This window comes from Marinobacter alexandrii (assembly GCF_005871205.1).
Lineage (GTDB): Bacteria > Pseudomonadota > Gammaproteobacteria > Pseudomonadales > Oleiphilaceae > Marinobacter > Marinobacter alexandrii.
On record NZ_SWKM01000011.1, the window covers coordinates 679,773 to 701,482 of the forward strand.

Consider the following 21,710-nt stretch of genomic DNA (forward strand, 5'->3'; position numbering starts at 1 on the left):
CCCTTGGAACCTGCGCTCCAGTGTCATCTTTTGCCGTGGAAATGGTCAAAGACTATGATGGGAGACTACCTTTGGTGGTAAGTGCTTAACCTACTGGGGATAGCTTGACCTCAAAGGCGATGGACGAAAGTCCGCAACTGATAAGATTCCTATTGATGAAATCCAGAACCTCGCTCGTAAATCGGCTAACCGTTGTAGTTGGCGCTATCGTGCTAACCGCGCTGGTGAGTATGGCGGCCACGTTTTCAGTGTCGAAAAGCATTGAGGGGAATGCCACCGCGATTAATCAGTCTGGGGCCCTTCGAATGGGCGCCTTTCAGTTGTTATCACAAGCGGCGAGTGCGTCAGACAGCGAGCGTGATGCTGTTGCGCTTGATGAACTGGTTGCCTCTTACACCGAACGCCTGGCCAGCGACGGTATCACTCAGGCGATTCCCGACACTCAGGACCACCCATTGTCGGATCAGCACCAGGCCATCCTGAGCCTATGGAATGGTAGCGTAAGGCCCTCCATGGAGAACCATGAACCGGGGGAGCCGCTGAGCAGTGACCTGATCCTCGCTATCAACGACTATGTCCGGGAAGTGGACCGGTTTGTTGCCATGCTGGAGGAAAGGACTGAAGCGCGGATTGATCTCTTGCACCTGATCCAGTTGTTCAGTCTTGCCTTTACGATAGTGATCGTCGTTGCTTTGTTTTTCGACCTGCAGAGGCGGGTACTGCGTCCGCTTCGAAAGCTGGTTGAGATCGCCGGAGCCATCCAGCAACAGGATTTTTCGCGTCGAGCTAACTTGAAGGGAGGCGATGAACTCGCTCAACTTGGCGACGCGTTTGATAGCATGGCCCGTGAGCTGGCGCACTCCTACGGTGACCTGGAAGAACGTGTCCTAAGCAAGACGGAAGAGCTGGAAAAAAGCCATGCGGCGTTGCAGCTTCTTCATCTTTCCAGCAGGAGCCTATTCACCAATCATGACCTTTGCGACGGCGCGGTGCCTATGCTCCAGCAACTGGAACAACTGCTTGGCATTGGCCCGATCCAGATTTTCCTGCACGACAAAACGTCTCCTGAACCCGTGAGAGCAGTGACCACGGCGACCCGGGAACGTCCGTTCTACTGCCGGGATCATCATTGCAACGCGTGCCTGGTGCAGCCGGAGCAGTACGACGAGCTTCCGACTGAAGGTAACGATGGCCGACGCTTGCTACTGCCAATACGCACCCCGGGCCAGCTGCTAGGCACGCTTGAGGTCTGGTACCCCGCTGAAAAAGCGCTATCCGAAACCTCGCGTCGCCTGCTGGAGACGCTGAGCGATCAGTTGGCAACGGCGATTTTTCTTGAACAGCAGAATAATGAAGAGCAGCAATTGACTCTGGCTGAGGAGCGAATGGTCATCGCACGTGAGCTGCACGATTCGTTGGCTCAGTCGCTTTCCTACCTGAAAATGCAGGTGGCTCGATTGCGCAGGCTCAACATTGATGGGGAGAAACAGGTGACTCATGGCGCGATTCTGGACGAGCTCAGTACTGGGCTGAATAGCGCCTACAGGCAACTCCGTGAACTCCTGACAACCTTCCGTCTGAAGTTGGATACCCCGGATCTCTTCACAGCGCTCGGGCACACGGTCAGAGAGTTTTCAGAACGGTTGGGTAAGCCGGTGTCGCTGACTTACAACCTGCCTCCCAATATGCTGTCGCCGAATGAGGAAATCCATACGCTCCAGATTGTCCGCGAAGGATTGGCCAACGCGGTCAAACATGCTGATGCGAGTGAGGTTGCTGTGGATGTTGTCTTTGAATCACCGAGAGTGAGAGCTCTTGTGCGGGATAATGGCAAAGGCTTGCCAGAAAAGGGCCAGCCTGTCAGCCATTATGGCCTCATTATCATGCAGGACCGTGCGAGAACGTTGGGTGGACAGATCAAGGTACGGAATCGTGAGGAGGGCGGTGTTGAGGTGTCGTTGTCTTTCGTGCCCAAAAGCCGCAATCTTATCTCCACAGAAACCACAGGCGTTTGAGCCGGACATCACTAACGGGCCGCCATCGAGCGCGCCGAAACGCAGAATAAGGAAGGCAGAGTCATCATGTCTGAAACACCCGCAAGCATTCTGCTGATTGATGATCACCCACTATTGCGTCAGGGCATCAAGCAGTTAATCGAAATGGAAGATGATATGGAGGTGGCGGGCGAAGCCAGCAACGCGGCCGATGGCATTCGTCTGGCGCAGGACATTGAACCTGATCTGATCCTGATGGACCTCAACATGCCGGAGATGAACGGTATTGAGGCGCTCGAATCGCTTCGACAACAGAACATTAGCTCACGGATCATCATGTTCACCGTGTCGGATTACGAAGACGACGTTGTTGCTGCCTTGCGGGCAGGTGCTGACGGCTACCTTCTCAAGGACATGGAGCCGGAGGATATGATTCGCCAGTTGCGTCAGGCCGCGGTCGGCAAGATGGTGATCAGTGAGCGGTTAACCACACTGTTGGCGGAGGCGCTACGCTCCAATAAGTCCCAGCAGGCGTCGCGCCCGGATTTTGACAGCCTGACACCCCGCGAAAAGGACATTCTGCGTCTCATCGCCGAGGGCCTCTCAAACAAGATGATCGGTCGTAAGCTGGATATCAGCGATGGCACGGTGAAAGTCCACGTTAAGCATCTGCTGAAAAAACTGAACCTGCGGTCCCGTGTGGAAGTGGCCGTGTGGGCGGTAGAGGAAGGGCTGCACAAGGGCTGAGTTATATCAAATGACTGCAACGTGATTTCGGTTACTCTGGGCAGGTTTCTGACCGCCCGGAGTATGCTATGGCCCTTTCTCTTCCCTCTATTGCGTTGCTGACTCACCCGCTTGTCGACCAGTCCCTTGCGGTTATCAGGGAATACCTGCCTTCGCCTTTGCCAATGCTTGAGGCCATAGATCGACGCACTCCTATTTCTTTCAAACAACTGTCCGTTGAAGCGCCCCTCAATCGACTGTTTGCAACGGCCATCGAGGAGGGCGAGTTCGATGATTTTGAGGGGCGCCGCATCCGCCTGGAAGTCACGGGGGGGCAGCCTGGCATTACCATTGGTTTCTGGGCTGGTCGTCTACGCATCCTGGATGGCAAAGGAGAAGCAACAATTCGGGGCTCGCTGGGTGCATTCAAAACGCTGGCAGAGCGCCGCCAGGACCCGGACCAGCTTTTTTTTCAACGCCGCCTGGTGATCGAGGGCGACACAGAGCTAGGGCTGGGCCTGAAGAACCTGCTTGATAGCCTGGAATGGGATTTCACCCTCCATCGGTTGTTGCTCAGCCAGTAGGATGAACCAGGATCTCAACCATGGAACGATGATTCCGAAAATGGTTAGGTTGTCTTCATAGGCCGACCAGATCCATTCCCGGTTTTCCGTACCAGTATCCGTTGCAGGGCGGAGCCTCAACCAGTTGCAGTGGATCGGTTGATGGCACTTCACCGCAACGCACCTGATCAAAGCGCTTGACCACCTCATCCATACCCTGGAGTTCTGGGCTAAGTCGGATCGTGGACACGCCCATTCGCTGCATTTCAGGCAGCTCTCTCATCAAGTCATAGCGCGAACCTGACAAGGTGGATATGCCGTTGATCCGGAACAGCTCCTGGGATTCGCGCGAGCGCAGCGCCATCCCATCAGGATGCTCGAGACAGCGGAACTCGCAATTGTCCTTTGGAAGGTTGTAGTGACGCGCGGTGAAACAGCGGGATGACCAGGCCAGCGGCAAGAACCCCCAGGCAAAGACCTCTGCTGGCGCATCAATGGATTCCTCTCTCAGGCCTTCCAGGAGCTGACCCAGAGCTTCCTTGCCCAGCTCCACGGGCAGGTTCCAGGCTTTCAGGCCCTGTCTGGCAAGCACTTTGAGTGTGGCCACGTTATACACGTTCATCGACGGGCCGGTAATAAAGGGGATGGCGTTCTGAATCGCCACCTGCAATGCGCTCTGGTCATTGGCTTCCACTGCAAACTCGTGCTGATCACAGATTCGGCGAAGGCGACGCAAATCGGCCTCGGACTCAATCAGAGTCTGGGTGGAGAGCACCACATCCTTACCGCAGGCTTTAAGATCACGGGCCAGATCAAACCAATCGCCAGGCTTCAGTTCACGCCGTCGGGAACACACGGCTTCGCCAAGATAAATGGTATCCACCGGCCACTCAGCGGCGCGGGCATAGAAATCGAAAACGGTCTGCTTGGACCAGAACCAGAGGATAGGCCCCAGAGATAGCTTCATCATGAATGGTAAGCCTTTATTTCCATTTGCGGTGGTAGGCGCCCAGCGTTGTGAGGCCACCCTCCGAAAGCCCCGCCAGGGTAGTCTGCCACTGGGGTTCAACAGCGAAGGCCTGGTTGCTGGCTTCAAGGTTGTCCAGGGCGTGGCGCCAGGTACGGGCAACTTCCGCGATGTAAGCCGGGCTGCGCTGACGCCCCTCGATTTTCACCGCGCGAATACCCAGATCCCGGAGTGCCGGAAGCAGGTCCAGGGTGTTCAGACTGACAGGCTCCTCAATGGCGTGGTAGACATCGCCCTCCACCTCGAACCGACCTTTGCACAGGGTGGGGTAACCGGCGGCTTCTCCCTGGCCGTACCGGTCGATCAGCACGCCATTGAGGCGGGATTCAAGCCCTTGCGCAGTCTCCTGCCAGCGCACGGCCTTAGCCGGCGAGCAGGCACCACGGGTATTGGGGGACTCATCCGTGAGATAAGAGGAAAGATAGCACCGTCCTTCCGCCATAATGCACAGGCTTCCAAACGCAAAAACCTCCAGCTCTACAGGGCTACGCTTTGCCACCCCGCGAACCTGATCCAATGAGAGCACCCGAGGCAGAACGGCGCGGCGGATATCGAAATTATCCTTGTAGAACGAGAGTGCTTCGTAGCTGGTGGCCGACCCTTGGACCGACAGGTGGCGAGGAATTTCCGGGTACTTGTTGGCCGCGTAGTCCAGCAGGCCCATATCCGCGAGAATGATCGCGTCGACGCCGAGGCTGGCGGCCCGGTCTACGGCACTTTTCCACTGGGACCAGCCTTCCGGCTGGGGGTAGGTATTGATCGCCGTAAACACCCGGGCGCCCCTTGCATGGGCATACTCTATGCCCTCGGCCGCACGCTTGTCGTTGAAATTCAGGCCGGCGAACTGGCGGGCATTGGTGCTATCGCGAAAACCAAAGTAAATCGCGTTGGCACCATTATCAACTGCCGTCTTGAGGGCGGGAAGACTGCCGGCCGGGCAAACAAGTTCCATGATCTTCTCCGGCTGAAATGGGTGTAAGCCGACCATAGCGAACACCGGGCAAAAGTACCTTGACCTTTATCAGCCAGCCACCAGCGGCCACCGGCAGCGAACTACCTAAATCTCAATGGTGTTAGATAATCCGCGAGAAACGCTGGCTGGCACCCTCTTTACGATACAGATCAAAGATCTGGCAGATCGCCCGAATCAGCAGCCGTCCGGCTGGCTGCACCTGCAGCAACCGGCTGTCGTCGGAAATCAGTTCGTCCTGCACCATGGGCTTCAGACGGTTAAGCTCATCGGAGAAATAGCGGTCCAGGTCCTCTTTCCAGACGTCAGCGAATTGCTGGCGGTCAAGCCGGAACTGACAGATCAGTTGCCCGATCACCCAGCGCCGAATGCGGTCATCACGAGTCAGGTTCACACCCTTGGTGATGGCGAGCCGGCCGGAATCAATCGCCGATTCCCACGAAGGCAGATCATGATTGTTCTGGAAGTAGGCATCGTCAGTCTGCCCGATGGCGGAGACACCCAATGACACCAGATCGCACTCCGAGTGAGTGGTATAACCCTGGAAGTTGCGGTGCAGGCGACCCTCGCGCTGGGCCACCGCCAGGCTGTCATCCGGTTTGGCGAAGTGATCCATGCCGATGTATTCGTAACCTGCCTCCAGTAGCCGGTTGATCGTATTATGCAGGATGGTCAGTTTCTGCTGCGGTGTGGGCAGGGTATGCGCCAGAATCCGGGTTTGCGGGTAGAACCGATCCGGGAGGTGTGCGTAGCTGAATACCGAGAGCCTGTCCGGCGACATCTCGATCACCGCTTCAAGTGTTTCCGCAAAGCTTTCGGGGGTTTGGTGCGGCAGGCCATAGATCAGATCCAGGTTGATGGATCGGAAGTCGAGCCGGCGGGCTTCGTCCAGCACGGCCTCGGTTAATGCCCGGGGCTGGATACGATTAACCGCCTTTTGCACCTTTGTATTCACATCCTGCACACCCAGGCTGATTCGGTTAAAGCCCAGCTCCCGAAGGGTTGGCAGTGTGTCCAGGTCCACTTCCCTGGGATCAATTTCTACGCTGTAATCCCGTTCGCTATCGCTTTGCAGGTTAAACAGCTCGTTATACCCCTGCATCAGCATTTTCATCACGTCTGCAGGCAGAAAAGTGGGTGTTCCTCCCCCCCAATGCAGTTGAGTAACCGGCCGATCAGCTCCGAACAGTTCTGACTGTAGGGCGGCTTCGTTCAACAGTCGGTTTACATACGGCAGAGCCTTATCACGTTTTTTGGTGATGACTTTGTTGCAGGCGCAGTAGTAGCAGAGATGCGCGCAGAATGGGAGATGGGTATAGAGAGACAGAGACCGGCCGCTGGCCTTGCTGCGAGCCGCTGCCTCGGCCATGTGCTGTATCGGATAGTTCTGGTCAAACTCGACGGCAGTCGGGTACGAGGTATAGCGTGGGCCGCTGAGATCGTAGCGCTGAATCAGCGCGTCGTCCCAGATAAATCCGGGCAGCGAGGGAGCCTGTGGCGCAATAGAGGTCATAAAAGAAACCAACGTGTGGGGCAGAGATTCAACCGCAAGTTTACCAAGCCCCGAAACGGCCGACTGTTCCGCTCTTGGCGTAGTTTCACTACCTCTTTCGGGGGATGCGCAGGCAAGAATGCTAAAAATGCCCCGAGTTCTGCCCCCCGCTCAATAGGCCCACACGACTGCCATAAGAATACCCCAGGCCAACAGGGAGGCGGCCATCACCGTGTACGTAGCAGACATTGCAACGACATCGTCATCTGATCGATGGCACAGAGACTTGATGCCCTGGTAGATCAGTAAACTCGAAAAGCACAGGCCCACGAGGACGCTTACCACGCTTATCGCAAGCACCGGCACCAACAACGCAAGAGAAGAAAGCCAGAGAGGGATCGGGGCAATGGCGGCAAGCAAGTAGGCGTCGTGATAACTGATCTCCATTTTGTCACTGTTCAGCACGGAGTGGATCAGCCACCCCATGATGAAGAACGTCAGCAACTCTGCCAGAAACAGGATAGTGGTGATAAATCGCCATTCCTTGTCAGCGAAACCGGGCATGAAGTCATCGCCATAATGGACTCCCGCAAAATACAGAAGCACGGGAGGTAGAAGCGACAGCGGTAAAACCACCACCCACGCCAGGAACGGAATGGAGAAATTCTTCCGTTTCAGCTCCAGCCAGCCATCGTTTCCAGGCAATGGTAAACGCAAAAAATGAGATACCGTCATGATGCATCCTCCCGAATAATCCCCTCGTTTAACAGATAGCGTCGTCAAAGTCGCAGGTCAACTATTGGTCTTGATCTGAAGCAAATCGAGGCTGGAAACGAATGGCTACCTCCTCTGCGCTGGCCTTAAAACTATCTACCTATACTGAGATACATCCAGTGCAACATGATGAAATTGTTGTATTTTTTGAGCGTTTTTTGTGGCGGAAAAATGCTCGGATAATTAGCCCTTACGGCCCCAGATAAGATCTTGAGATATGTCAAGAATGCGGGCTCATCTGATTTGCACAATGACCACAAGAAGCCCGGTTGTCGCTCTCAGAGCGGCGCCGGCGGCGTGTAAACCAGGGAGTCACAACTATGACCAAGACCAATGCTGATATCGAAGACTGGGGAGCCGAGGCCCCGGACAAAACCAACGCGGACATCGATCACTGGGATGTCGAAAATGCCGAATTCTGGGAACAAAAAGGAAAACGAATCGCCTCCCGGAACCTGTGGATTTCCATTCCCAGCTTGTTGATGGGGTTTGCCGTGTGGCTGATGTGGGGAATGATCACCACTCAGATGAAAAACCTGGGCTTTCCATTCAGCATTGAACAGCTTTTCACCCTGTCTGCCATCGCGGGCTTATCGGGTGCGACCTTGCGGATTCCTGCGTCTTTCATGATCAAGATTGCGGGCGGCCGAAACACCGTATTTCTGACCACGGCGTTGCTGATGATCCCGGCAGCCGGCACCGGTATTGCACTGATGAATCCAGGCACGCCCTTCATTGTGTTTCAAGCGCTGGCGCTGCTGTCTGGTATCGGTGGCGGAAACTTCGCCTGCTCCATGAGCAACATCAGCACCTTCTACCCTAAAAGCAAACAGGGATATGGCCTGGGGATGAACGCGGGCCTTGGCAATTTTGGCGTCACAACCATGCAGGTGTTGATTCCTTTAGTGATGACGGTGGGCATTTTCGGAGCACTTGCCGGTGACCCGATGCAACTGCAAAGCCCCAGTGGCACACTGATTGGCCGTATTGAGGCGGGCACCGACACATGGATTCAGAATGCCGGATTTATCTGGCTGGTTTTTCTGATTCCTCTGGCCTTTGCAGGCTGGTTCGGTATGAACAACCTGAAAGTGGTCACACCGAATCCTGGCCACCCCCTGTCGGCTTTCGGAAAAATCCTGGGGCTGTACGGCGTTGGCATTTTGGCTTCTATCGCGGGTGTGTGGGCGCTGGGTTTGCTGAGCATGTGGCTGGCTCTGCCCCTGACCATCGTGCTGACGCTGGTGCTGCTGCGCCTGATTCCTGGCGACATCAAACCCAATATCCAGGCTCAGTTCGCCATTTTCAGCAATAAGCACACCTGGTCCATGACCGTGTTGTACATCCTGACCTTCGGATCGTTTATTGGGTTTTCAGCGGCGCTGCCTCTGTCTATCTCTGTCATTTTCGGGAATATGATGGAGGTGGCGGCGGATGGCACCGTGACTCGGGTCGTTAACCCTGATGCGCCGAGTGCTCTGACTTGGGCGTGGATGGGGCCCTTTGTTGGCGCTTTGATACGCCCGGTCGGTGGCTGGATTTCCGATAAGGTAGGGGGCTCCATTGTTACCCAGATCATCTCGATAGTGATGGTGGGCGCCTCCGTGGCAACAGGTTATGTGATGATGTTGGCCTACAACTCTACCGATCCAAATGCCTACTTTGCGGCGTTCCTGATTCTGTTCATTGTCATGTTTGCGGCCAGCGGTATCGGTAATGGCTCTACGTTCCGCAGCATAGGTTTCATTTTCAACCAGCAGCAAAAAGGCCCTGTTCTGGGGTGGACGTCAGCAGTTGCCGCCTATGGTGCGTTCATCGCTCCACGCGTAATGGGGCAGGAGATTCAGGCAGGCACACCAGAGGTCGCCATGTACGGGTTCGCCGTGTTCTATGCGCTTTGCCTGCTGGTTAACTGGTGGTTCTACCTGCGCAAGAACGCCTACATCAAAAACCCATAACTCCAAGGTAAATAAGCAGCACCGGTCTCAGCTTTGAGGTCGGTGCTATTCTTTTAAGGCTGATCAGGAAAACTCTCCGACAAATGGGAGTTCCTTATGTCTTTCGACGACATTTTTGATGCAAGCTTCAGACGGGTGCAGGTGCCTAGCGGCAAACGTGTGAGCTTTTTCGAAGCCTTCTATCGCAACTTCCTGATGTCCTCGCCCCAAGTCCGGGTGCTGTTTCGCAACACGGATATGGCCGTCCAAAGACGAATGCTCAAGAAATCGTTTTTCAGCCTGGTCTCGTTTTACGCCAGCGGGACGGTTGATGATGTTCTGCGTAAGACAGCCGAGATGCACAGTGCGCGTCAGCTCAATATCGACCCCTATCTGTACGACTTGTGGCTTGAGTGCCTGATCGACACGGTGAGAGAGTACGACCCCTTATTCAGTGACGACGTGGAGTTGGCCTGGCGGCTGATCCTCAGCTCTGGCATCACTTATATGAAATTCGGGTACGACCACTTTTAGTGCATAGGATTGAAGAGGGGGGGGGGGATTGATCAGAACACTGCTGGTTTGAACAGAGCAAAGTGGACAATGGCCGCATCGGGTGATGCGGCCATTTGCGTACGGCTATCGGGTAGCCGCGGCCTGGCGCTGCTCCTTCTCGATCTGCAGGTCAACGGATGACACCTGGTATTCGTCCGCAAATCCGGATTCCGGTTCCTTCAGCCACATGATGCATAGCAACCAGCTGATGAAGGCGCCACAGGCGATGATGTAAAAGAACTGAGTGGGCGTTACGAAGGTGAAAATGGTGAGGTACACCACCGCGCCCACGTTGCCGTAAGCCCCTGCCATACCGGAAATCTGTCCAGTCAGGCGGCGCTTGATGGATGGAATAATGCCGAAGGTGGCGCCCTCTGCGCCTTGCACAAAGAAAGACGTGAAGACGGTGATGCAGACGGCAATGATCAGCGGCCAGCTGGAATTCATCAGGCCCATCAGGCCAAAGCCTACCGAAATACCAAACATGTAACTCAGCATCACAAAGCGCCGGTTACCCATGCGATCGGAGACCAGCCCGCCCATCGGGCGCGCGATCAGATTCACAAACGCAAAGGATGCCGCAATCAGACCGGCGGCTGTGGCGCTCAGGCTCCAGGTCTGTTCAAAGAACATGGGCAGCATGGAAACCACCGCAAGCTCAGCGCCAAAGTTGGCAAAGTAGGTACTGTTGAGCGCGGCGACACTGTTGAACGGATATTTGTCATCCTCTGGCACGCCTTTTTTAAGAATCGGCACATTCACCCTGAGAATCTGGATGATCTGATAGCTGACAATCGCAAAGATGACCGCATAACAGATGATGGCGCCGGTAGCACTCAGGTAGCCCATATTCTGGATGCGCCAGACCAGGATACCCAGCACGCCGACCAATGGGATGGTCCACAGAATAAGCTTGATCATGTCGCCCCAACTGCTGACCTCCATGGCGACGGCTTTACGGGGTTTCCGATGCACCGTACCTGCAGGGCCGTCGGTCATGGCAAACCAATAGTACACACCGTAGGCCGCCATAACGAAGGCGCTCTGGGCTATGGCCCAGCGCCAGCCGTCGTCGCCGCCGTACATATGCAGGGCGATGGTTGGAAGGGTGATTGCCGCTGCGGCGGAGCCGAAGTTGCCCCAGCCTGCATAGAAGCCTTCGGCAAATCCGATATCCCTGGGTTTGAACCACATGGCCGTCATGTGAATGCCCACCACAAAGCTGGCGCCTATGGAGCTGAGTACCAGCCGGCTGACAAGAAGCTGGGTCATGGTATTGCCGAACGCAAAGAACAGAGCGGGAACTGCCATCAGAACCATCAGCACGGAAAACACGCGGCGCGGACCAAAACGGTCTAGGGCCATGCCGACAATGATCCGTGCAGGGATCGTCAGTGCCACGTTGCAGATGGCAAAAAGGCGGAGGTCATCGGCGGTTAGCCAGTCGACGCTTTTCAGCATGCTGGAGGCCAGCGGCGCCATGTTGAACCACACGTAAAAGGTAATGAAGAATGCGATCCAGGTCAGATGCAGTGCCCTGATCTCCGGATTCTTGACGCGGAAAACGTCTGCGACTTTCATGTCAGCCTCCCTGGGCTATCAACTAAAGAAATGGTCAGTCTTGCTAGCTCTAGCGGCTGGGCAGGATCAAAAGCGGGCACTGGATGCGACGAGCCAGGAACGAACTCACGCTGCCAAAGGTCATGTAATCCAGCTCATCAACGAAATGCGTCAACGAGCGTGCAATGAAGCCTCCGTCCGGTTGGTGGCTGTGGCGGGCGATAACAAGCATGTCGGGGTGGACTTTTTTCTCCGCGGCGTACAGCAGCATCTTGCGCGCATCCCCTTCCAGTAGAAGGGTTTGCTCGGCAATGTCCTCTTTCTGGCAGACTTCGCTGGCCTCCAACAGATGGCTCTTGAGGCTTTCCACTTCTTCGTTGAACATTGCCTCGTTCCCGGAGGTAATGTCGCGGGGGTTCTCAGCCACAGCCACGAGCGTGATCTGGGGCCTCAGTTCGCGAAACATGGTGATGGTCTGAACCAATGCCATCTTTGCGTTGCGTGAGCCGTCGTAGGCAATCATGATTTTCATTGTCAGGTTTCTCCCGAAGACGATTGATATCCGTCGGCATTAGCCCACACTCCTCTGCTGGCAATAATTGATGAAGATCAAGATCGGACACGCCTACCCCGCGAGAGAAATCCCGGGCCTATCCCTATGGCTTAAAAACCTCCGATCACCTACCTCTCGCCCACCCAGCAAGAGGTACCCCCAATGCCCCGCACCGGAAAAGCCCACTTTTGCTACCGTTAACAGAGTGTTTAATCGGTTGTCGCAGAGTTAATCGGAAGGAGAGGGGAGAAGGTCATGACCTACAGTTCGCCAAGAAAAGACCAGTATCGGGCGCTTGGCTTATCCACATTTTCCTTCACCCTTTGCTTTGCGGTCTGGACGATTTTTTCGATCATCGGTATCCGAATCAGCGAGGACCTGGGTCTCTCGAATACCCAGCTTGGCCTGCTGATGGCCACCCCGATCCTTACCGGGTCTATCAGCCGACTGTTTCTGGGTATCTGGACGGATCGTTATGGCGGCCGCTGGGTATTCGGCATCCTGATGCTGGTAACGGCTGGGTGCGTTTACCTGCTGACTCTTGCCGATACCTATCTCATGCTGCTGGTGGGCGCCTTGGGGGTTGGTCTTGCCGGCGGGTCGTTTATTGTCGGGGTGGCATACACCGCCGCATGGTTTGAGCCGGAACGCCAGGGAACGGCACTGGGAATATTTGGGGCCGGTAATGTCGGCGCGGCGGTGACTAACTTTGGCGCGCCGTTTCTTCTGGTTGCCTTCGGTTGGGTGAGTACTGCCCAGATCTACGCGGCGGTGTTGGCCGTCATGGGGGTGGTCTTCATCCTGTTAGCCAAAGAAGATCCGTTGGCCTCCAAGCGCGCGGGCACCAAGGCTAAATCCTTCCTGGAACAGATGGAGCCATTGCGAGAGCTCAGGGTGTGGAGGTTTGCTCTTTACTACTTCTTCGTTTTCGGTGCCTTCGTTGCGCTTGCGCTTTGGCTGCCCCACTTTTTGATCGGTGTGTACGGCCTGGACATCAAAGCGGCAGGCATTATTGCCGCTCTGTATACCATACCAGCCTCACTGTTCCGCATTCTGGGCGGCTGGATGTCTGACCGGTACGGCGCTCGTCGTGTCATGTACTGGACCTTCATCGCGTCCGTTGTATGTACGTTTCTGTTGAGCTATCCGCCCACTGAATATGTTGTACATGGCATAGACGGAGATATTCGCTTTTCCCTGGTGGTGGGGCTGCCGCTGTTTGTCGTACTGACCTTTGTGCTGGGCTTTTTTATGTCTCTGGGTAAGGCCGCCGTCTACAAGCACGTGCCGGTCTATTACCCGGACCATGTTGGCGCGGTCGGCGGCGTGGTGGGCATGATTGGCGGTTTGGGTGGTTTCGTGCTGCCATTGACGTTCGGGATACTAAACGATATCACCGGCATCTGGCAGAGCTGCTTCATGCTGATGTTCGTTATTGTCGCGGCCGCCCTGATGTGGATGCACTACGCCATCCGGAGCGCAGAGCGTGAGGAGTGGGCGGCGAACCAGGAGCGAACAGACTTGCCAGAGTTGGCGACGCCGCACTTGTTTTATCCGCTGAACAAGAAACCCTGAGGAAGTTCGCGGCTTTCATCATGTAATGGTGGGGCAGAGGGTTATTCGGGCATGAAGCCGGCCTTTTTCTTGCTGGAAAGCTGCGCCAAAGCAGAGCTGAATTGGCTGAGCAGAAGGTGGGTGTTACCTTCTTGGCCTAAGCTGACGCACAAAATAACGAAGCCCGCACAAGGCGGGCTTTGCTGTGGAATCTTGGTGCCCGGAGGCGGAATCGAACCACCGACACGGGGATTGTCAATCCGCTGCACACCTTCTGTAGAAAACCACATTCATACACAATCAAACACCTACGAAACCGGCCCTCCACAGAATGCCACTCTGTATCGCTATTGCGTGGACGCTCTGAGGACATCGGGACATGTTCGCAATATCAAGCAATTCTTTTTGATTCACTGCATAGATTAGCGTCAGCGTTTTTCCTTGGTTCGAAAACGGATCTGCTCCATCGAAACCCAGAGATCTTCCTCATGATTTTTGGCTGTACTTAGCGCGTGCTGATTTCAGCGTAAAGTCCACTTTTCATTAACTATAACCTTTAACCGCACCTAGCGACTGGCATGTTTTTTTGGTGCCATAGTTGAATGGCCCGTTTTGATGCTAGTGTATAATGAATTTGACTTTTTTCTGTTTGCATAGGTAGTTTCCAATGGAACCAAGAGCAAGAGTTGCTGTGCAGCTTGAGCGCTTATTCAGAAGTTATAAAATAGCTTCCGCTCAGTATGACTTAGTGAGTTTGTTAGATCTTATACACACTCTCAGGAGTTGGGTCGAAATCTCAGAAAATAAAGAAGCTTTGAAGATTGTTTCGGGATTTAACAAGTTTAGCTCCGCCAAACCTAAAAAAAAGGTCTCTAGGGCTGTTTCAACGCCCGGAAAGCAGTATGTTTTATTAATAATGGCAAATTTTCTGACATGCTCCGTACTTAAGCCTGAGGCTTATCTGTCAGATTTTCTGAGATCATTTTTAGGTGATAAGTCTATTTCTTCTAATTCCACTGTAAAAATTTACGATAAAAAAGGAACCTGTGGTGTTCGCGGAGCTTATTTTGGTGACAGCGTTGATGGTGTGAACTGTCTAGGTATTGATATAAGAAGGCGTCTCACTATAAGTCAATTTTTTTCTAGTCAAATTTTGGTATATGACCTTTCCGGAATTAAGTATGCTTTCGATATTAGATATCTTATTAAGAGGATGGCAAACTCCATAACTGACGCTTCTCATTTTCAAGATTTAAGTAAAGATCCCCAATATGGAGATTTGGCAGGAGCTATGCCAGTCATTGCGACCGCTAAAGTAGGTGGCATTGATATGATTTATTTTGTTTCTCTATACGTCGCTCAAGAAATTCTTGTAGCCTTCGGGAAGCTTGAAAGACCGTGAATTTGATTCACTCGTGATTGGAAATGTAATTGCTCCCTTATTCGTTGGAGCAACGTTTCAAAGCTCCTGCCATTTTTTAATTTGTACTTTACGCCTGAAGCCGCCACCACACATTACGACTGTCTGCCCTTTTGTTCTTATCGTTCTGCATGTCGGTCTCCATACCAGGAATTGGCGATTTTTGCCGCCAGGCTGAAACCTATGCTGTTTTCAGGCTTTCTCTTTCGGTGCTTTTTCCATCTCCGTACTGTTAGCCGGCACACCTTTGCCAGTCACTTCATCATGAAGGAAGGGGGCATAATTACGCTGCAGAAAATCTTGGGCAAGTCGGATATTAAGCTTACTATGCGTTATGCTCATTTTTCACTCGATTACCTTGCCACAATTCATCGATTTTCGCCCATATAGTGCCCGTTTATCGTAATGTGTACATATATTGTGTTTTGTGGGTATTGGGGCTAGCCTTGAGGTGTATTCGTAATGAAGGAGAAGGTTTATGAGTGACAAGAATTTCCAGGATCTCGCGGAAGAAGAGCGAGAGGCATTCCAGGAGCATATGAATGGGCCATACGACTCTGAGCAAAGAGCAAGCTGGGAGGGAAAGCGTAATAAATTAGTAGATAGGTTTTGGGGTGAAGCTGGAGGGAATCACGACCAAGATTAATGGCATGATTGATCGGTGGACACTTCGTGGACACTAGAAACAACAAAACCCGCACAAGGCGGGTTTCGTCTGAATTCTTAATGGTGCCCGGAGGCGGAATCGAACCACCGACACGGGGATTTTCAATCCCCTGCTCTACCAACTGAGCTATCCGGGCAAGTTGCGCTACTGCTGTGCAACGGGGCGCTATTAAACCGGTTTCAATGTATTGAGTCAAGGCCGGTCTGGAAAAATTTCTGAATCTTTTCAGTGTTGATCAGGCTTTGATCAATTGCTGTTATTGCTCGGGCGGAACATAGCCTTCGGCCTGGTCGAACGGCTCGTTGTCGAAGAAGTGTTCCATCTGTGCCTGCAGGTATTTGCGGGTATTCGGGTCCATCAGGCTCAGGTGCTTTTCATTGATCAGCATGGTCTGCTCGGCCTGCCACTCTTCCCAGGCCTGTTTGGACACGGTCTCGTAGAGTTCCTGGCCTTTTTTTCCGGGCATGGGCGGGAAGGCCAGGCCGTCGAGTTCTTTCTGGTACTTACGGCAGAATACGGTTCGGCTCATGGTGGCTCCTGTTGGCGAAGTGAATCTGCCGGCATGATAACAGATCAGGTTAGGCTGGAGTGCCCGCCGGCGTCAGAGCAGGGCAGTCTGCTCCGGTTGTGTCAGCAGGCTGCGTATCGGTGCTGGCAAGCCGAGGGCGAGGGCTTCGTCCCGGTGGAACCAACTCAGGTGGTCGTCGTCGGCTACGCGCTGGGTGTTGTAAGGAGCGTTGTGGGCAGCGTTGTGGACAGAGAGCCGGGCAGGCTGGATGTGCAGATGGTAGTGGCTGAAGGTGTGACGAAAGCCGCTAATCAGCTCCGGGTCGCCGCAATTCAGACCCATTTGCTGCTCACAGGTCTCCTGCAGTTCATCCAGCCCTAGCGCGGGGTCCAGTTCCGGCAGGCTCCACAGCCCGCCCCAGATGCCACTGGGTGGCCGTCGTTCCAGCAGGATGCGGCCGTCACTGTCTTCAAGTATTACCATCCAGGTGGTTTTTTCAGGCTTGGCTTTCTTGGGCTTGGAGCCCGGGTAAAGCGTTGCTTCGCCTTCGGCATGGGCAGTGCAGCCTGATTGCAGGGGGCAAGCGTCGCACTTTGGCCGGCTGCGGGTGCACACCATGGCGCCCAAATCCATGATCGCCTGGGTATAGTCCCGTGCCCGTGCATTGGGGGTGTGTTCCTCGGCATGGTGCCAGAGCTGTTTCAGGACGGCAGTCTGTCCGGGCCAGCCGGGTACGGCGTGGTAGCGGGCCAGAACTCGCTTAACATTGCCATCGAGAATGGCGGCCCTTTTGCCAAAGGCCTGGGCGACAATGGCCGCCGCGGTAGAGCGCCCGATGCCGGTGAGGGTTTCCAGTTGTTCGGGATCATCCGGAAATTCGCCGCCAAACTCCTCAACCACGGTCTTCGCCGCCTTCTGCAGGTTACGGGCCCGGGCGTAATAGCCCAGGCCGGACCAATGGCTGAGTACCTCGTCCACCGGGGCATCGGCCAGCGCCTGCACGTTTGGGAACCGATCCATGAAGGCGTTGAAGTAGGGGATCACCGTGGCGACCTGGGTCTGCTGCAGCATGATCTCAGAAACCCAGACTCGGTAGGCATTCTGGTTCTCGTGCCACGGCAGGTCATGCCTGCCGTGCTTATCGAACCAGTTGAGCAGTCGTTCGGCGAAACGGTCAGGCATTAGTTGAACAGGCCTTTCAGTTTGTCGCCGAGCTTTTCCTGTAGTTTCTCTTCGACTTTCTCTTTCGCCTTGGTTTTGGCTTTATCCACTTCTTCCTTGGCCTTGGCCTTGGCAGCGTTGGCCGCGATGGTCTTCAGGGTGTCGCGGAAGCGGGAGCCGTCGAAGGAGCACAGGCCGGCCGGGTCCTCGGCGAAGTTGCCACGGCATTCCACCGGAATAACCACGTTCTCGACGATCTCGGTTACCCGGCAGGCTTCGTCGCGGTGAATCTCGCCGACGATGCGCAGGCCGGCTTCATAATCCAGCGTGCTCTGCTTCAGGTCGATGGTGCCATCGCCTTCCAGCTTCATACCGGCCAGGGCTGCCACCAGGTCGGTGTTCTTCAGGGTGTTGCCGTTGATATCGAGGGTGCCGCGCATGTCGTTAAACGGAGTGGCGGCGCCCCAGTCGCTGGTGCTCAGACTGTCCTGGTTCACCAGGGCGATGCCTTGGCAGGCCATACGGGTCAGGTTCATCTTGCGGAACTGGCCCTCGGCCAGGTTGAACGTGATCTGGCCATTGGCGTTCTCGCGCAATACCGAGATGCGGTTACCCGAGGTGGTCACGTCCACATTCAGGTTGGCGCCACCGGACAACATGTCCACTTCCGCCAGGTCAGTGAGCAGGGGCAGGGTCTGCACGTTGTTGACCTTGGAGCCGATCTTCCACTTCGGGTTGTCGCTGCGGGCATCCAGTGTCACTTGGGCGTCGAAGCCACCCTCGTAGAGTTTGCCGCTGAATTCGTCGACCTTGATCAGGCCTTTTTCGGCGGTGGTGCTGGCGGTGATTTCCTTAATGGTCAGATTGCTTACGATCAGTTCGGCCAGGCCGAAATCAATGTCCAACAGCAGGGTGCGCAGGGTATCCAGTGGCAGCAAATCGCTCTCCGGTGCGTCCTGGGCGGCTGCTGTTTGCTGGCCAGAGGCGCTGTCGCCATTCTCTTGCGCGGCCTCTTCTTCACCTTCAGCCTTCGGTGGCAGGTAGCGGTCGGCATTAAGCTTGTCGCCTTGCAATCGGAACACCACGCCGGTGTTGGCGAGGTTGTAGCTGCCAGAGCCGTTGAAGGTGGTGTCGTCCAGCTTCAGGGTCAGGTCGGAGAGCTCAACCTTGCCGGCGGGGCCGCCAATGTTGGTTGAGAAGGCCAGAGCCTCGAGCACCTCAGGATCGCTGGTTTCCACGGCCGGTTGGCCCAGGTTGCTGAGCAGTTCTTTCAGGGAGAATTCATTGATGTTCAGTTTGCCGTTCAGGGCGGGCTTGTCGCCAAAGCCCTTGACCTCCAGATCGGTGGTCATGGACAGATTGGCGAGGCTGGCGGTGAAGCCACTGAGCGTTGCGGTCTCGTTCTCGAGGTCGGCACGGGCGGAGCCCGCCAGTTCTGCGGTTACCGATTGTCCGCCGAAGGGCTCGCCGTTCATGTCAAAGACCGCCGACAGACCGGATACGGCAAATTCGTTGAGTGCTTCGTTCGCGGCCAGGCGGGCGCTGATGCTGCCGTCCACCTCAAACTTGGGCTTGGCGGTCTCGATCCGGAAGCTTATGTCGAGTGGGAATTCCGAGCCCAGGGTGATTTCGCTGGCGGTTACGGTGAAGTTTTCCAGGGTGACGGCCTGTCCGGTGCTCTTGTCGGTGTAGTGCACCTGAGCATTGCTGATCTCAACGTTACTCACGTTAAAGTTCAGCGGTTCGCCACTTCCTTCCTGGGCGGTAGTGTCAGCCGGTGCCTGCTCTTCGGCTTGGTCCGTTTTGGGCTGCTCGCCCTCGGCTGGCTCCGGCATGATCCGGGTCCAATTGCCCTGGCCCTGTTCGTTCACTTCAAGGTTGGCATCCAGGCCGCTCAGCACAAAGGTGTCTACCTGCGGCGCCATGGCGATCAGCGACCAGAAATCGATCTGCGCGACCAGTTGTTCCAGCGCCACAAAGCGGTCGCCTTCCAGATTGGCCTGCACGTTATTCAATTCCAGGCCAAGGGGGATGAACGACCAGCCAATGTCGCCCTCCAGCACAAGATCCAGGTTGGTCTGTTTTTCGACCGCTTGCTCAATCTGCGGCTTGTAGTCATTGGGGTTGATCACGGCCATGGCGATGGCGATTGCCACAACCACCAGCAAGATCACGGCAACAATCGCAATCAGCAGATAACGAACAGCTTTCATTGGTCAAATTTCCTTATTCCGGGGAGCCTGGAAAGTTTCGGAACGATTTCGGATGCTTACACGTCAAAGGATAACGCAGGGTATCCAAATTAAAAGCGTGGCAGTATGACAATGCCGTAGTGTTGGGCCAGAATACACTTTCTTTGGCTTCAAACTGTATTAATGCTTATAACCATAACAAGGAGTAAACCGTGGCAATAACTGTTTCGATTGAGCTGAACCGGGAATTGGACCTTCCGGGCAGCTATGATGAAGTCTTCGAGTTATTGGCGGATGTGCCACGTTCTGCAAGTCACTTTCCAAAAGTGAACCAGCTGACGGATCTGGGCGACAACACCTATCGTTGGGAAATGGAGAAGGTCGGTGTGGACAAGCACGCGATCCAGTCCATTTACGCCTGCAAATACCATTCGGACAAAGACGCTGGCCGGATCACCTGGGAACCGGTGAAGGGCGAGGGCAACGGTGTCGTGCGCGGTTCCTGGACCCTGAAGGCCAAGGGTGATTCGGTCACCTCAGCCAAGTTCCAGACCCACGCCGAGCTGACTGTGCCACTGCCCAGCCTGTTGAAGCTGGCTATCAGCCCGGTTATCAAGCACGAGTTCAACAGCCTCGTGGACACCTATATGAAGAATCTCAAGACGGCAGTCTGATCCGGTTTCGGCTATCACGCTGATAAACGCGGTTGTGGGACTCCGGCGGGCAGAAAAGGTATAATCCGCTAATTGAATATTTGCGGCGTTGTGCCGCCTAACTGCTACGGAGTCCCCATGGCCGAACGTAAGGCTCGGGTAGAACGAAATACCCTGGAAACTCAGATTACCGCCGAGATTGATCTTGATGGCACCGGCAAGTCCACTTTTGACACCGGTGTTCCCTTCCTCGAACACATGATGGACCAGATCGCCCGCCATGGTCTGGTGGATCTGAATATCGTCTCCAAAGGCGATCTGCACATCGATGACCACCACACCGTTGAAGACATCGGCATAACCTTGGGGCAGGCGTTCAAGCAGGCGGTTGGCGACAAGAAAGGCATCCGTCGTTATGGCCACGCTTACGTGCCGCTGGACGAAGCCCTGTCCCGCGTTGTTATCGATCTTTCCGGCCGCCCCGGGTTGATGATGGATGTGCCTTACACCCGCGGTTCCGTGGGTGGCTTCGATGTTGACCTGTTTGAAGAGTTTTTCCACGGTTTCGTGAACCACTCCATGGTGACCCTGCACATCGATAACCTGAAGGGCAAGAACACCCATCACCAGATCGAGACCGTCTTCAAGGCGTTCGGCCGCGCCTTGCGCATGGCGATCGAAATGGATGAGCGGATGGCGGGTATGACCCCGTCTACCAAAGGCTCTCTGTAACTCGCTACAGCACAGGAAATCGAATTCCATTATGAAGACCGTTGCCATTATCGACTACGGCATGGGAAACCTGCATTCGGCGCGCAAGGCAGTTGAGCACGTGGCGCCGGATGTTCGCGTTCTGGTGACCGACAACGCCGACCAGATTCGCGAGGCTGACCACGTCATTCTTCCCGGCGTTGGCGCCATCCGCGACTGCATGCACGAGATCCGTCGTTTAGAGGTGGATACCCTGGTGCGCGAAGTCTCCCGGGACCGGCCGTTCCTGGGTATCTGTGTGGGCATGCAGGCACTGATGTCCCGCAGTGAGGAGAACGGGGGCATTGATGGCATTAACCTGTTCCCGGCCCAGGTTCGCTTTTTCGGTGACAACCTGGTGGAAAACGGTGAGCGATTGAAAGTGCCGCACATGGGTTGGAACGAGGTCTACCAGAGCGTTGATCACCCCATGTGGCACAACATTCCAGAAGGTGACCGTTTCTACTTCGTGCACAGTTATTACGCCGAGGCTGAAGGCAATGCCGATATTGCCGGCCGCAGCCACTATGGTGTCGACCTGGCCGCCGCCGTTGCCCGCGATAACATCTTTGCGGTGCAGTTCCACCCGGAGAAGAGTGCCCGTGCTGGCCTGCAGCTCCTGAAAAATTTTGTTGACTGGTCCGGTAAATAACA

21 protein-coding genes and 1 tRNA gene are annotated in these 21,710 nt (G+C 55.0%); 11 read left to right on the plus strand and 11 right to left on the minus strand.

Going from position 1 to position 21,710, the window contains the following annotated elements; all coding sequences use genetic code 11:
- The first annotated feature begins 155 nt into the window (after positions 1–155).
- The 3 genes from FCS96_RS03425 (at position 156) to ubiT (ending at position 3,304) form a co-directional block, all read left to right on the plus strand.
- Positions 156–2,015 (plus strand): histidine kinase, encoded by a 1,860-nt coding sequence (locus FCS96_RS03425; RefSeq protein ID WP_138438822.1) that lies wholly within the window; start codon positions 156–158, stop codon positions 2,013–2,015.
- A gap of 66 nt (positions 2,016–2,081) precedes the next feature.
- The gene (gene narL / locus FCS96_RS03430) at positions 2,082–2,741 is read left to right on the plus strand and encodes a two-component system response regulator NarL (RefSeq protein ID WP_138438823.1); all 660 of its coding nucleotides are present in this window, start codon (positions 2,082–2,084) and stop codon (positions 2,739–2,741) included.
- Positions 2,742–2,809: 68 nt separating this feature from the next.
- Positions 2,810–3,304: a ubiquinone anaerobic biosynthesis accessory factor UbiT gene (gene ubiT, locus FCS96_RS03435; RefSeq protein ID WP_138438824.1), complete on the plus strand. Its 495-nt coding sequence runs from the start codon at positions 2,810–2,812 to the stop codon at positions 3,302–3,304.
- 55 nt (positions 3,305–3,359) lie between these two features.
- On the opposite strand, the gene FCS96_RS03440 is transcribed toward ubiT, so the two are convergent.
- From FCS96_RS03440 to FCS96_RS03455, 4 genes are all read right to left on the minus strand, one after another.
- Positions 3,360–4,253, minus strand: a complete 894-nt coding sequence (locus tag FCS96_RS03440; protein ID WP_138438825.1) for a U32 family peptidase — start codon at positions 4,251–4,253, stop codon at positions 3,360–3,362.
- A gap of 13 nt (positions 4,254–4,266) precedes the next feature.
- On the minus strand, positions 4,267–5,262 hold the full coding sequence (ubiU, locus tag FCS96_RS03445; RefSeq protein ID WP_138438826.1) for a ubiquinone anaerobic biosynthesis protein UbiU: 996 nt from the start codon (positions 5,260–5,262) through the stop codon (positions 4,267–4,269).
- Positions 5,263–5,383: 121 nt separating this feature from the next.
- Entirely contained in the window at positions 5,384–6,793 is a 1,410-nt protein-coding gene (gene hemN, locus FCS96_RS03450; RefSeq protein WP_138438827.1) for an oxygen-independent coproporphyrinogen III oxidase, read from the minus strand.
- A 150-nt stretch (positions 6,794–6,943) separates the two neighbouring features.
- Positions 6,944–7,507 (minus strand): Yip1 family protein, encoded by a 564-nt coding sequence (locus FCS96_RS03455; protein WP_138438828.1) that lies wholly within the window; start codon positions 7,505–7,507, stop codon positions 6,944–6,946.
- Positions 7,508–7,866: 359 nt separating this feature from the next.
- On the opposite strand from FCS96_RS03455, the gene FCS96_RS03460 reads away from it, so the two are divergent.
- Entirely contained in the window at positions 7,867–9,504 is a 1,638-nt protein-coding gene (locus FCS96_RS03460) for an MFS transporter (protein WP_138438829.1), read from the plus strand.
- A 96-nt stretch (positions 9,505–9,600) separates the two neighbouring features.
- A complete protein-coding gene (locus tag FCS96_RS03465; RefSeq protein ID WP_138438830.1) occupies positions 9,601–10,017 on the plus strand; it encodes a globin in 417 nt (138 codons plus the stop codon).
- Positions 10,018–10,122: 105 nt separating this feature from the next.
- On the opposite strand, the gene FCS96_RS03470 is transcribed toward FCS96_RS03465, so the two are convergent.
- Positions 10,123–11,619 (minus strand): MFS transporter, encoded by a 1,497-nt coding sequence (locus FCS96_RS03470; RefSeq protein WP_138438831.1) that lies wholly within the window; start codon positions 11,617–11,619, stop codon positions 10,123–10,125.
- Positions 11,620–11,668: 49 nt separating this feature from the next.
- Positions 11,669–12,130 (minus strand): universal stress protein, encoded by a 462-nt coding sequence (locus tag FCS96_RS03475; RefSeq protein WP_138438832.1) that lies wholly within the window; start codon positions 12,128–12,130, stop codon positions 11,669–11,671.
- Positions 12,131–12,406: 276 nt separating this feature from the next.
- On the opposite strand from FCS96_RS03475, the gene FCS96_RS03480 reads away from it, so the two are divergent.
- Positions 12,407–13,726, plus strand: coding sequence for an MFS transporter (locus FCS96_RS03480; RefSeq protein WP_138438833.1), 1,320 nt, complete (start codon positions 12,407–12,409; stop codon positions 13,724–13,726).
- A gap of 41 nt (positions 13,727–13,767) precedes the next feature.
- On the opposite strand, the gene FCS96_RS03485 is transcribed toward FCS96_RS03480, so the two are convergent.
- Positions 13,768–13,995: a hypothetical protein gene (locus FCS96_RS03485; protein ID WP_138438834.1), complete on the minus strand. Its 228-nt coding sequence runs from the start codon at positions 13,993–13,995 to the stop codon at positions 13,768–13,770.
- Between the two features lie 377 nt (positions 13,996–14,372).
- Here FCS96_RS03485 and FCS96_RS03490 point away from each other — a divergent pair, with 377 nt between their 5' ends.
- On the plus strand, positions 14,373–15,107 hold the full coding sequence (locus tag FCS96_RS03490) for a hypothetical protein (RefSeq protein ID WP_138438835.1): 735 nt from the start codon (positions 14,373–14,375) through the stop codon (positions 15,105–15,107).
- A gap of 496 nt (positions 15,108–15,603) precedes the next feature.
- The gene (locus tag FCS96_RS20020; protein ID WP_171040656.1) at positions 15,604–15,771 is read left to right on the plus strand and encodes a hypothetical protein; all 168 of its coding nucleotides are present in this window, start codon (positions 15,604–15,606) and stop codon (positions 15,769–15,771) included.
- A gap of 81 nt (positions 15,772–15,852) precedes the next feature.
- Here FCS96_RS20020 and FCS96_RS03500 read toward each other — a convergent pair.
- The 4 genes from FCS96_RS03500 to FCS96_RS03515 form a co-directional block, all read right to left on the minus strand.
- A tRNA-Phe gene (locus FCS96_RS03500) sits at positions 15,853–15,928 on the minus strand.
- A 120-nt stretch (positions 15,929–16,048) separates the two neighbouring features.
- Positions 16,049–16,321, minus strand: coding sequence for an oxidative damage protection protein (locus FCS96_RS03505; RefSeq protein WP_138438836.1), 273 nt, complete (start codon positions 16,319–16,321; stop codon positions 16,049–16,051).
- A gap of 72 nt (positions 16,322–16,393) precedes the next feature.
- Positions 16,394–17,482, minus strand: a complete 1,089-nt coding sequence (gene mutY / locus FCS96_RS03510) for an A/G-specific adenine glycosylase (RefSeq protein WP_138438837.1) — start codon at positions 17,480–17,482, stop codon at positions 16,394–16,396.
- Positions 17,482–19,674, minus strand: a complete 2,193-nt coding sequence (locus FCS96_RS03515) for an AsmA family protein (protein ID WP_138438838.1) — start codon at positions 19,672–19,674, stop codon at positions 17,482–17,484. The genes mutY and FCS96_RS03515 overlap by 1 nt, the downstream gene beginning before the upstream one ends.
- Positions 19,675–19,865: 191 nt before the next feature.
- Between FCS96_RS03515 and FCS96_RS20200 the strand changes: the two genes are divergently transcribed.
- The 3 genes from FCS96_RS20200 (at position 19,866) to hisH (ending at position 21,708) form a co-directional block, all read left to right on the plus strand.
- The gene (locus FCS96_RS20200) at positions 19,866–20,327 is read left to right on the plus strand and encodes an SRPBCC family protein (RefSeq protein WP_138438839.1); all 462 of its coding nucleotides are present in this window, start codon (positions 19,866–19,868) and stop codon (positions 20,325–20,327) included.
- 117 nt (positions 20,328–20,444) lie between these two features.
- A complete protein-coding gene (gene hisB, locus FCS96_RS03530) occupies positions 20,445–21,038 on the plus strand; it encodes an imidazoleglycerol-phosphate dehydratase HisB (RefSeq protein ID WP_138438840.1) in 594 nt (197 codons plus the stop codon).
- 31 nt (positions 21,039–21,069) lie between these two features.
- Entirely contained in the window at positions 21,070–21,708 is a 639-nt protein-coding gene (gene hisH / locus FCS96_RS03535) for an imidazole glycerol phosphate synthase subunit HisH (RefSeq protein WP_138438841.1), read from the plus strand.
- Positions 21,709–21,710 lie beyond the last annotated feature (2 nt).

Excerpts from the sequence above, each read along its gene's own strand:
- ubiT (WP_138438824.1), top strand. The coding sequence starts at position 2,810 with ATGGCCCTTTCTCTTCCCTCTATTGCGTTGCTGACTCACCCGCTTGTC.
- FCS96_RS03455 (WP_138438828.1), bottom strand. The coding sequence starts at position 7,507 with ATGACGGTATCTCATTTTTTGCGTTTACCATTGCCTGGAAACGATGGC.
- hisB (WP_138438840.1), top strand. The coding sequence starts at position 20,445 with ATGGCCGAACGTAAGGCTCGGGTAGAACGAAATACCCTGGAAACTCAG.
- FCS96_RS03465 (WP_138438830.1), top strand. The coding sequence starts at position 9,601 with ATGTCTTTCGACGACATTTTTGATGCAAGCTTCAGACGGGTGCAGGTG.
- narL (WP_138438823.1), top strand. The coding sequence starts at position 2,082 with ATGTCTGAAACACCCGCAAGCATTCTGCTGATTGATGATCACCCACTA.
- hisH (WP_138438841.1), top strand. The coding sequence starts at position 21,070 with ATGAAGACCGTTGCCATTATCGACTACGGCATGGGAAACCTGCATTCG.
- FCS96_RS03425 (WP_138438822.1), top strand. The coding sequence starts at position 156 with ATGAAATCCAGAACCTCGCTCGTAAATCGGCTAACCGTTGTAGTTGGC.
- FCS96_RS03480 (WP_138438833.1), top strand. The coding sequence starts at position 12,407 with ATGACCTACAGTTCGCCAAGAAAAGACCAGTATCGGGCGCTTGGCTTA.
- ubiU (WP_138438826.1), bottom strand. The coding sequence starts at position 5,262 with ATGGAACTTGTTTGCCCGGCCGGCAGTCTTCCCGCCCTCAAGACGGCA.
- FCS96_RS03460 (WP_138438829.1), top strand. The coding sequence starts at position 7,867 with ATGACCAAGACCAATGCTGATATCGAAGACTGGGGAGCCGAGGCCCCG.
- FCS96_RS20020 (WP_171040656.1), top strand. The coding sequence starts at position 15,604 with ATGAGTGACAAGAATTTCCAGGATCTCGCGGAAGAAGAGCGAGAGGCA.
- FCS96_RS03490 (WP_138438835.1), top strand. The coding sequence starts at position 14,373 with ATGGAACCAAGAGCAAGAGTTGCTGTGCAGCTTGAGCGCTTATTCAGA.
- mutY (WP_138438837.1), bottom strand. The coding sequence starts at position 17,482 with ATGCCTGACCGTTTCGCCGAACGACTGCTCAACTGGTTCGATAAGCAC.
- FCS96_RS03515 (WP_138438838.1), bottom strand. The coding sequence starts at position 19,674 with ATGAAAGCTGTTCGTTATCTGCTGATTGCGATTGTTGCCGTGATCTTG.
- FCS96_RS03505 (WP_138438836.1), bottom strand. The coding sequence starts at position 16,321 with ATGAGCCGAACCGTATTCTGCCGTAAGTACCAGAAAGAACTCGACGGC.
- FCS96_RS03440 (WP_138438825.1), bottom strand. The coding sequence starts at position 4,253 with ATGATGAAGCTATCTCTGGGGCCTATCCTCTGGTTCTGGTCCAAGCAG.
- FCS96_RS03485 (WP_138438834.1), bottom strand. The coding sequence starts at position 13,995 with ATGTGGTTTTCTACAGAAGGTGTGCAGCGGATTGACAATCCCCGTGTC.
- FCS96_RS03470 (WP_138438831.1), bottom strand. The coding sequence starts at position 11,619 with ATGAAAGTCGCAGACGTTTTCCGCGTCAAGAATCCGGAGATCAGGGCA.
- FCS96_RS03475 (WP_138438832.1), bottom strand. The coding sequence starts at position 12,130 with ATGAAAATCATGATTGCCTACGACGGCTCACGCAACGCAAAGATGGCA.
- hemN (WP_138438827.1), bottom strand. The coding sequence starts at position 6,793 with ATGACCTCTATTGCGCCACAGGCTCCCTCGCTGCCCGGATTTATCTGG.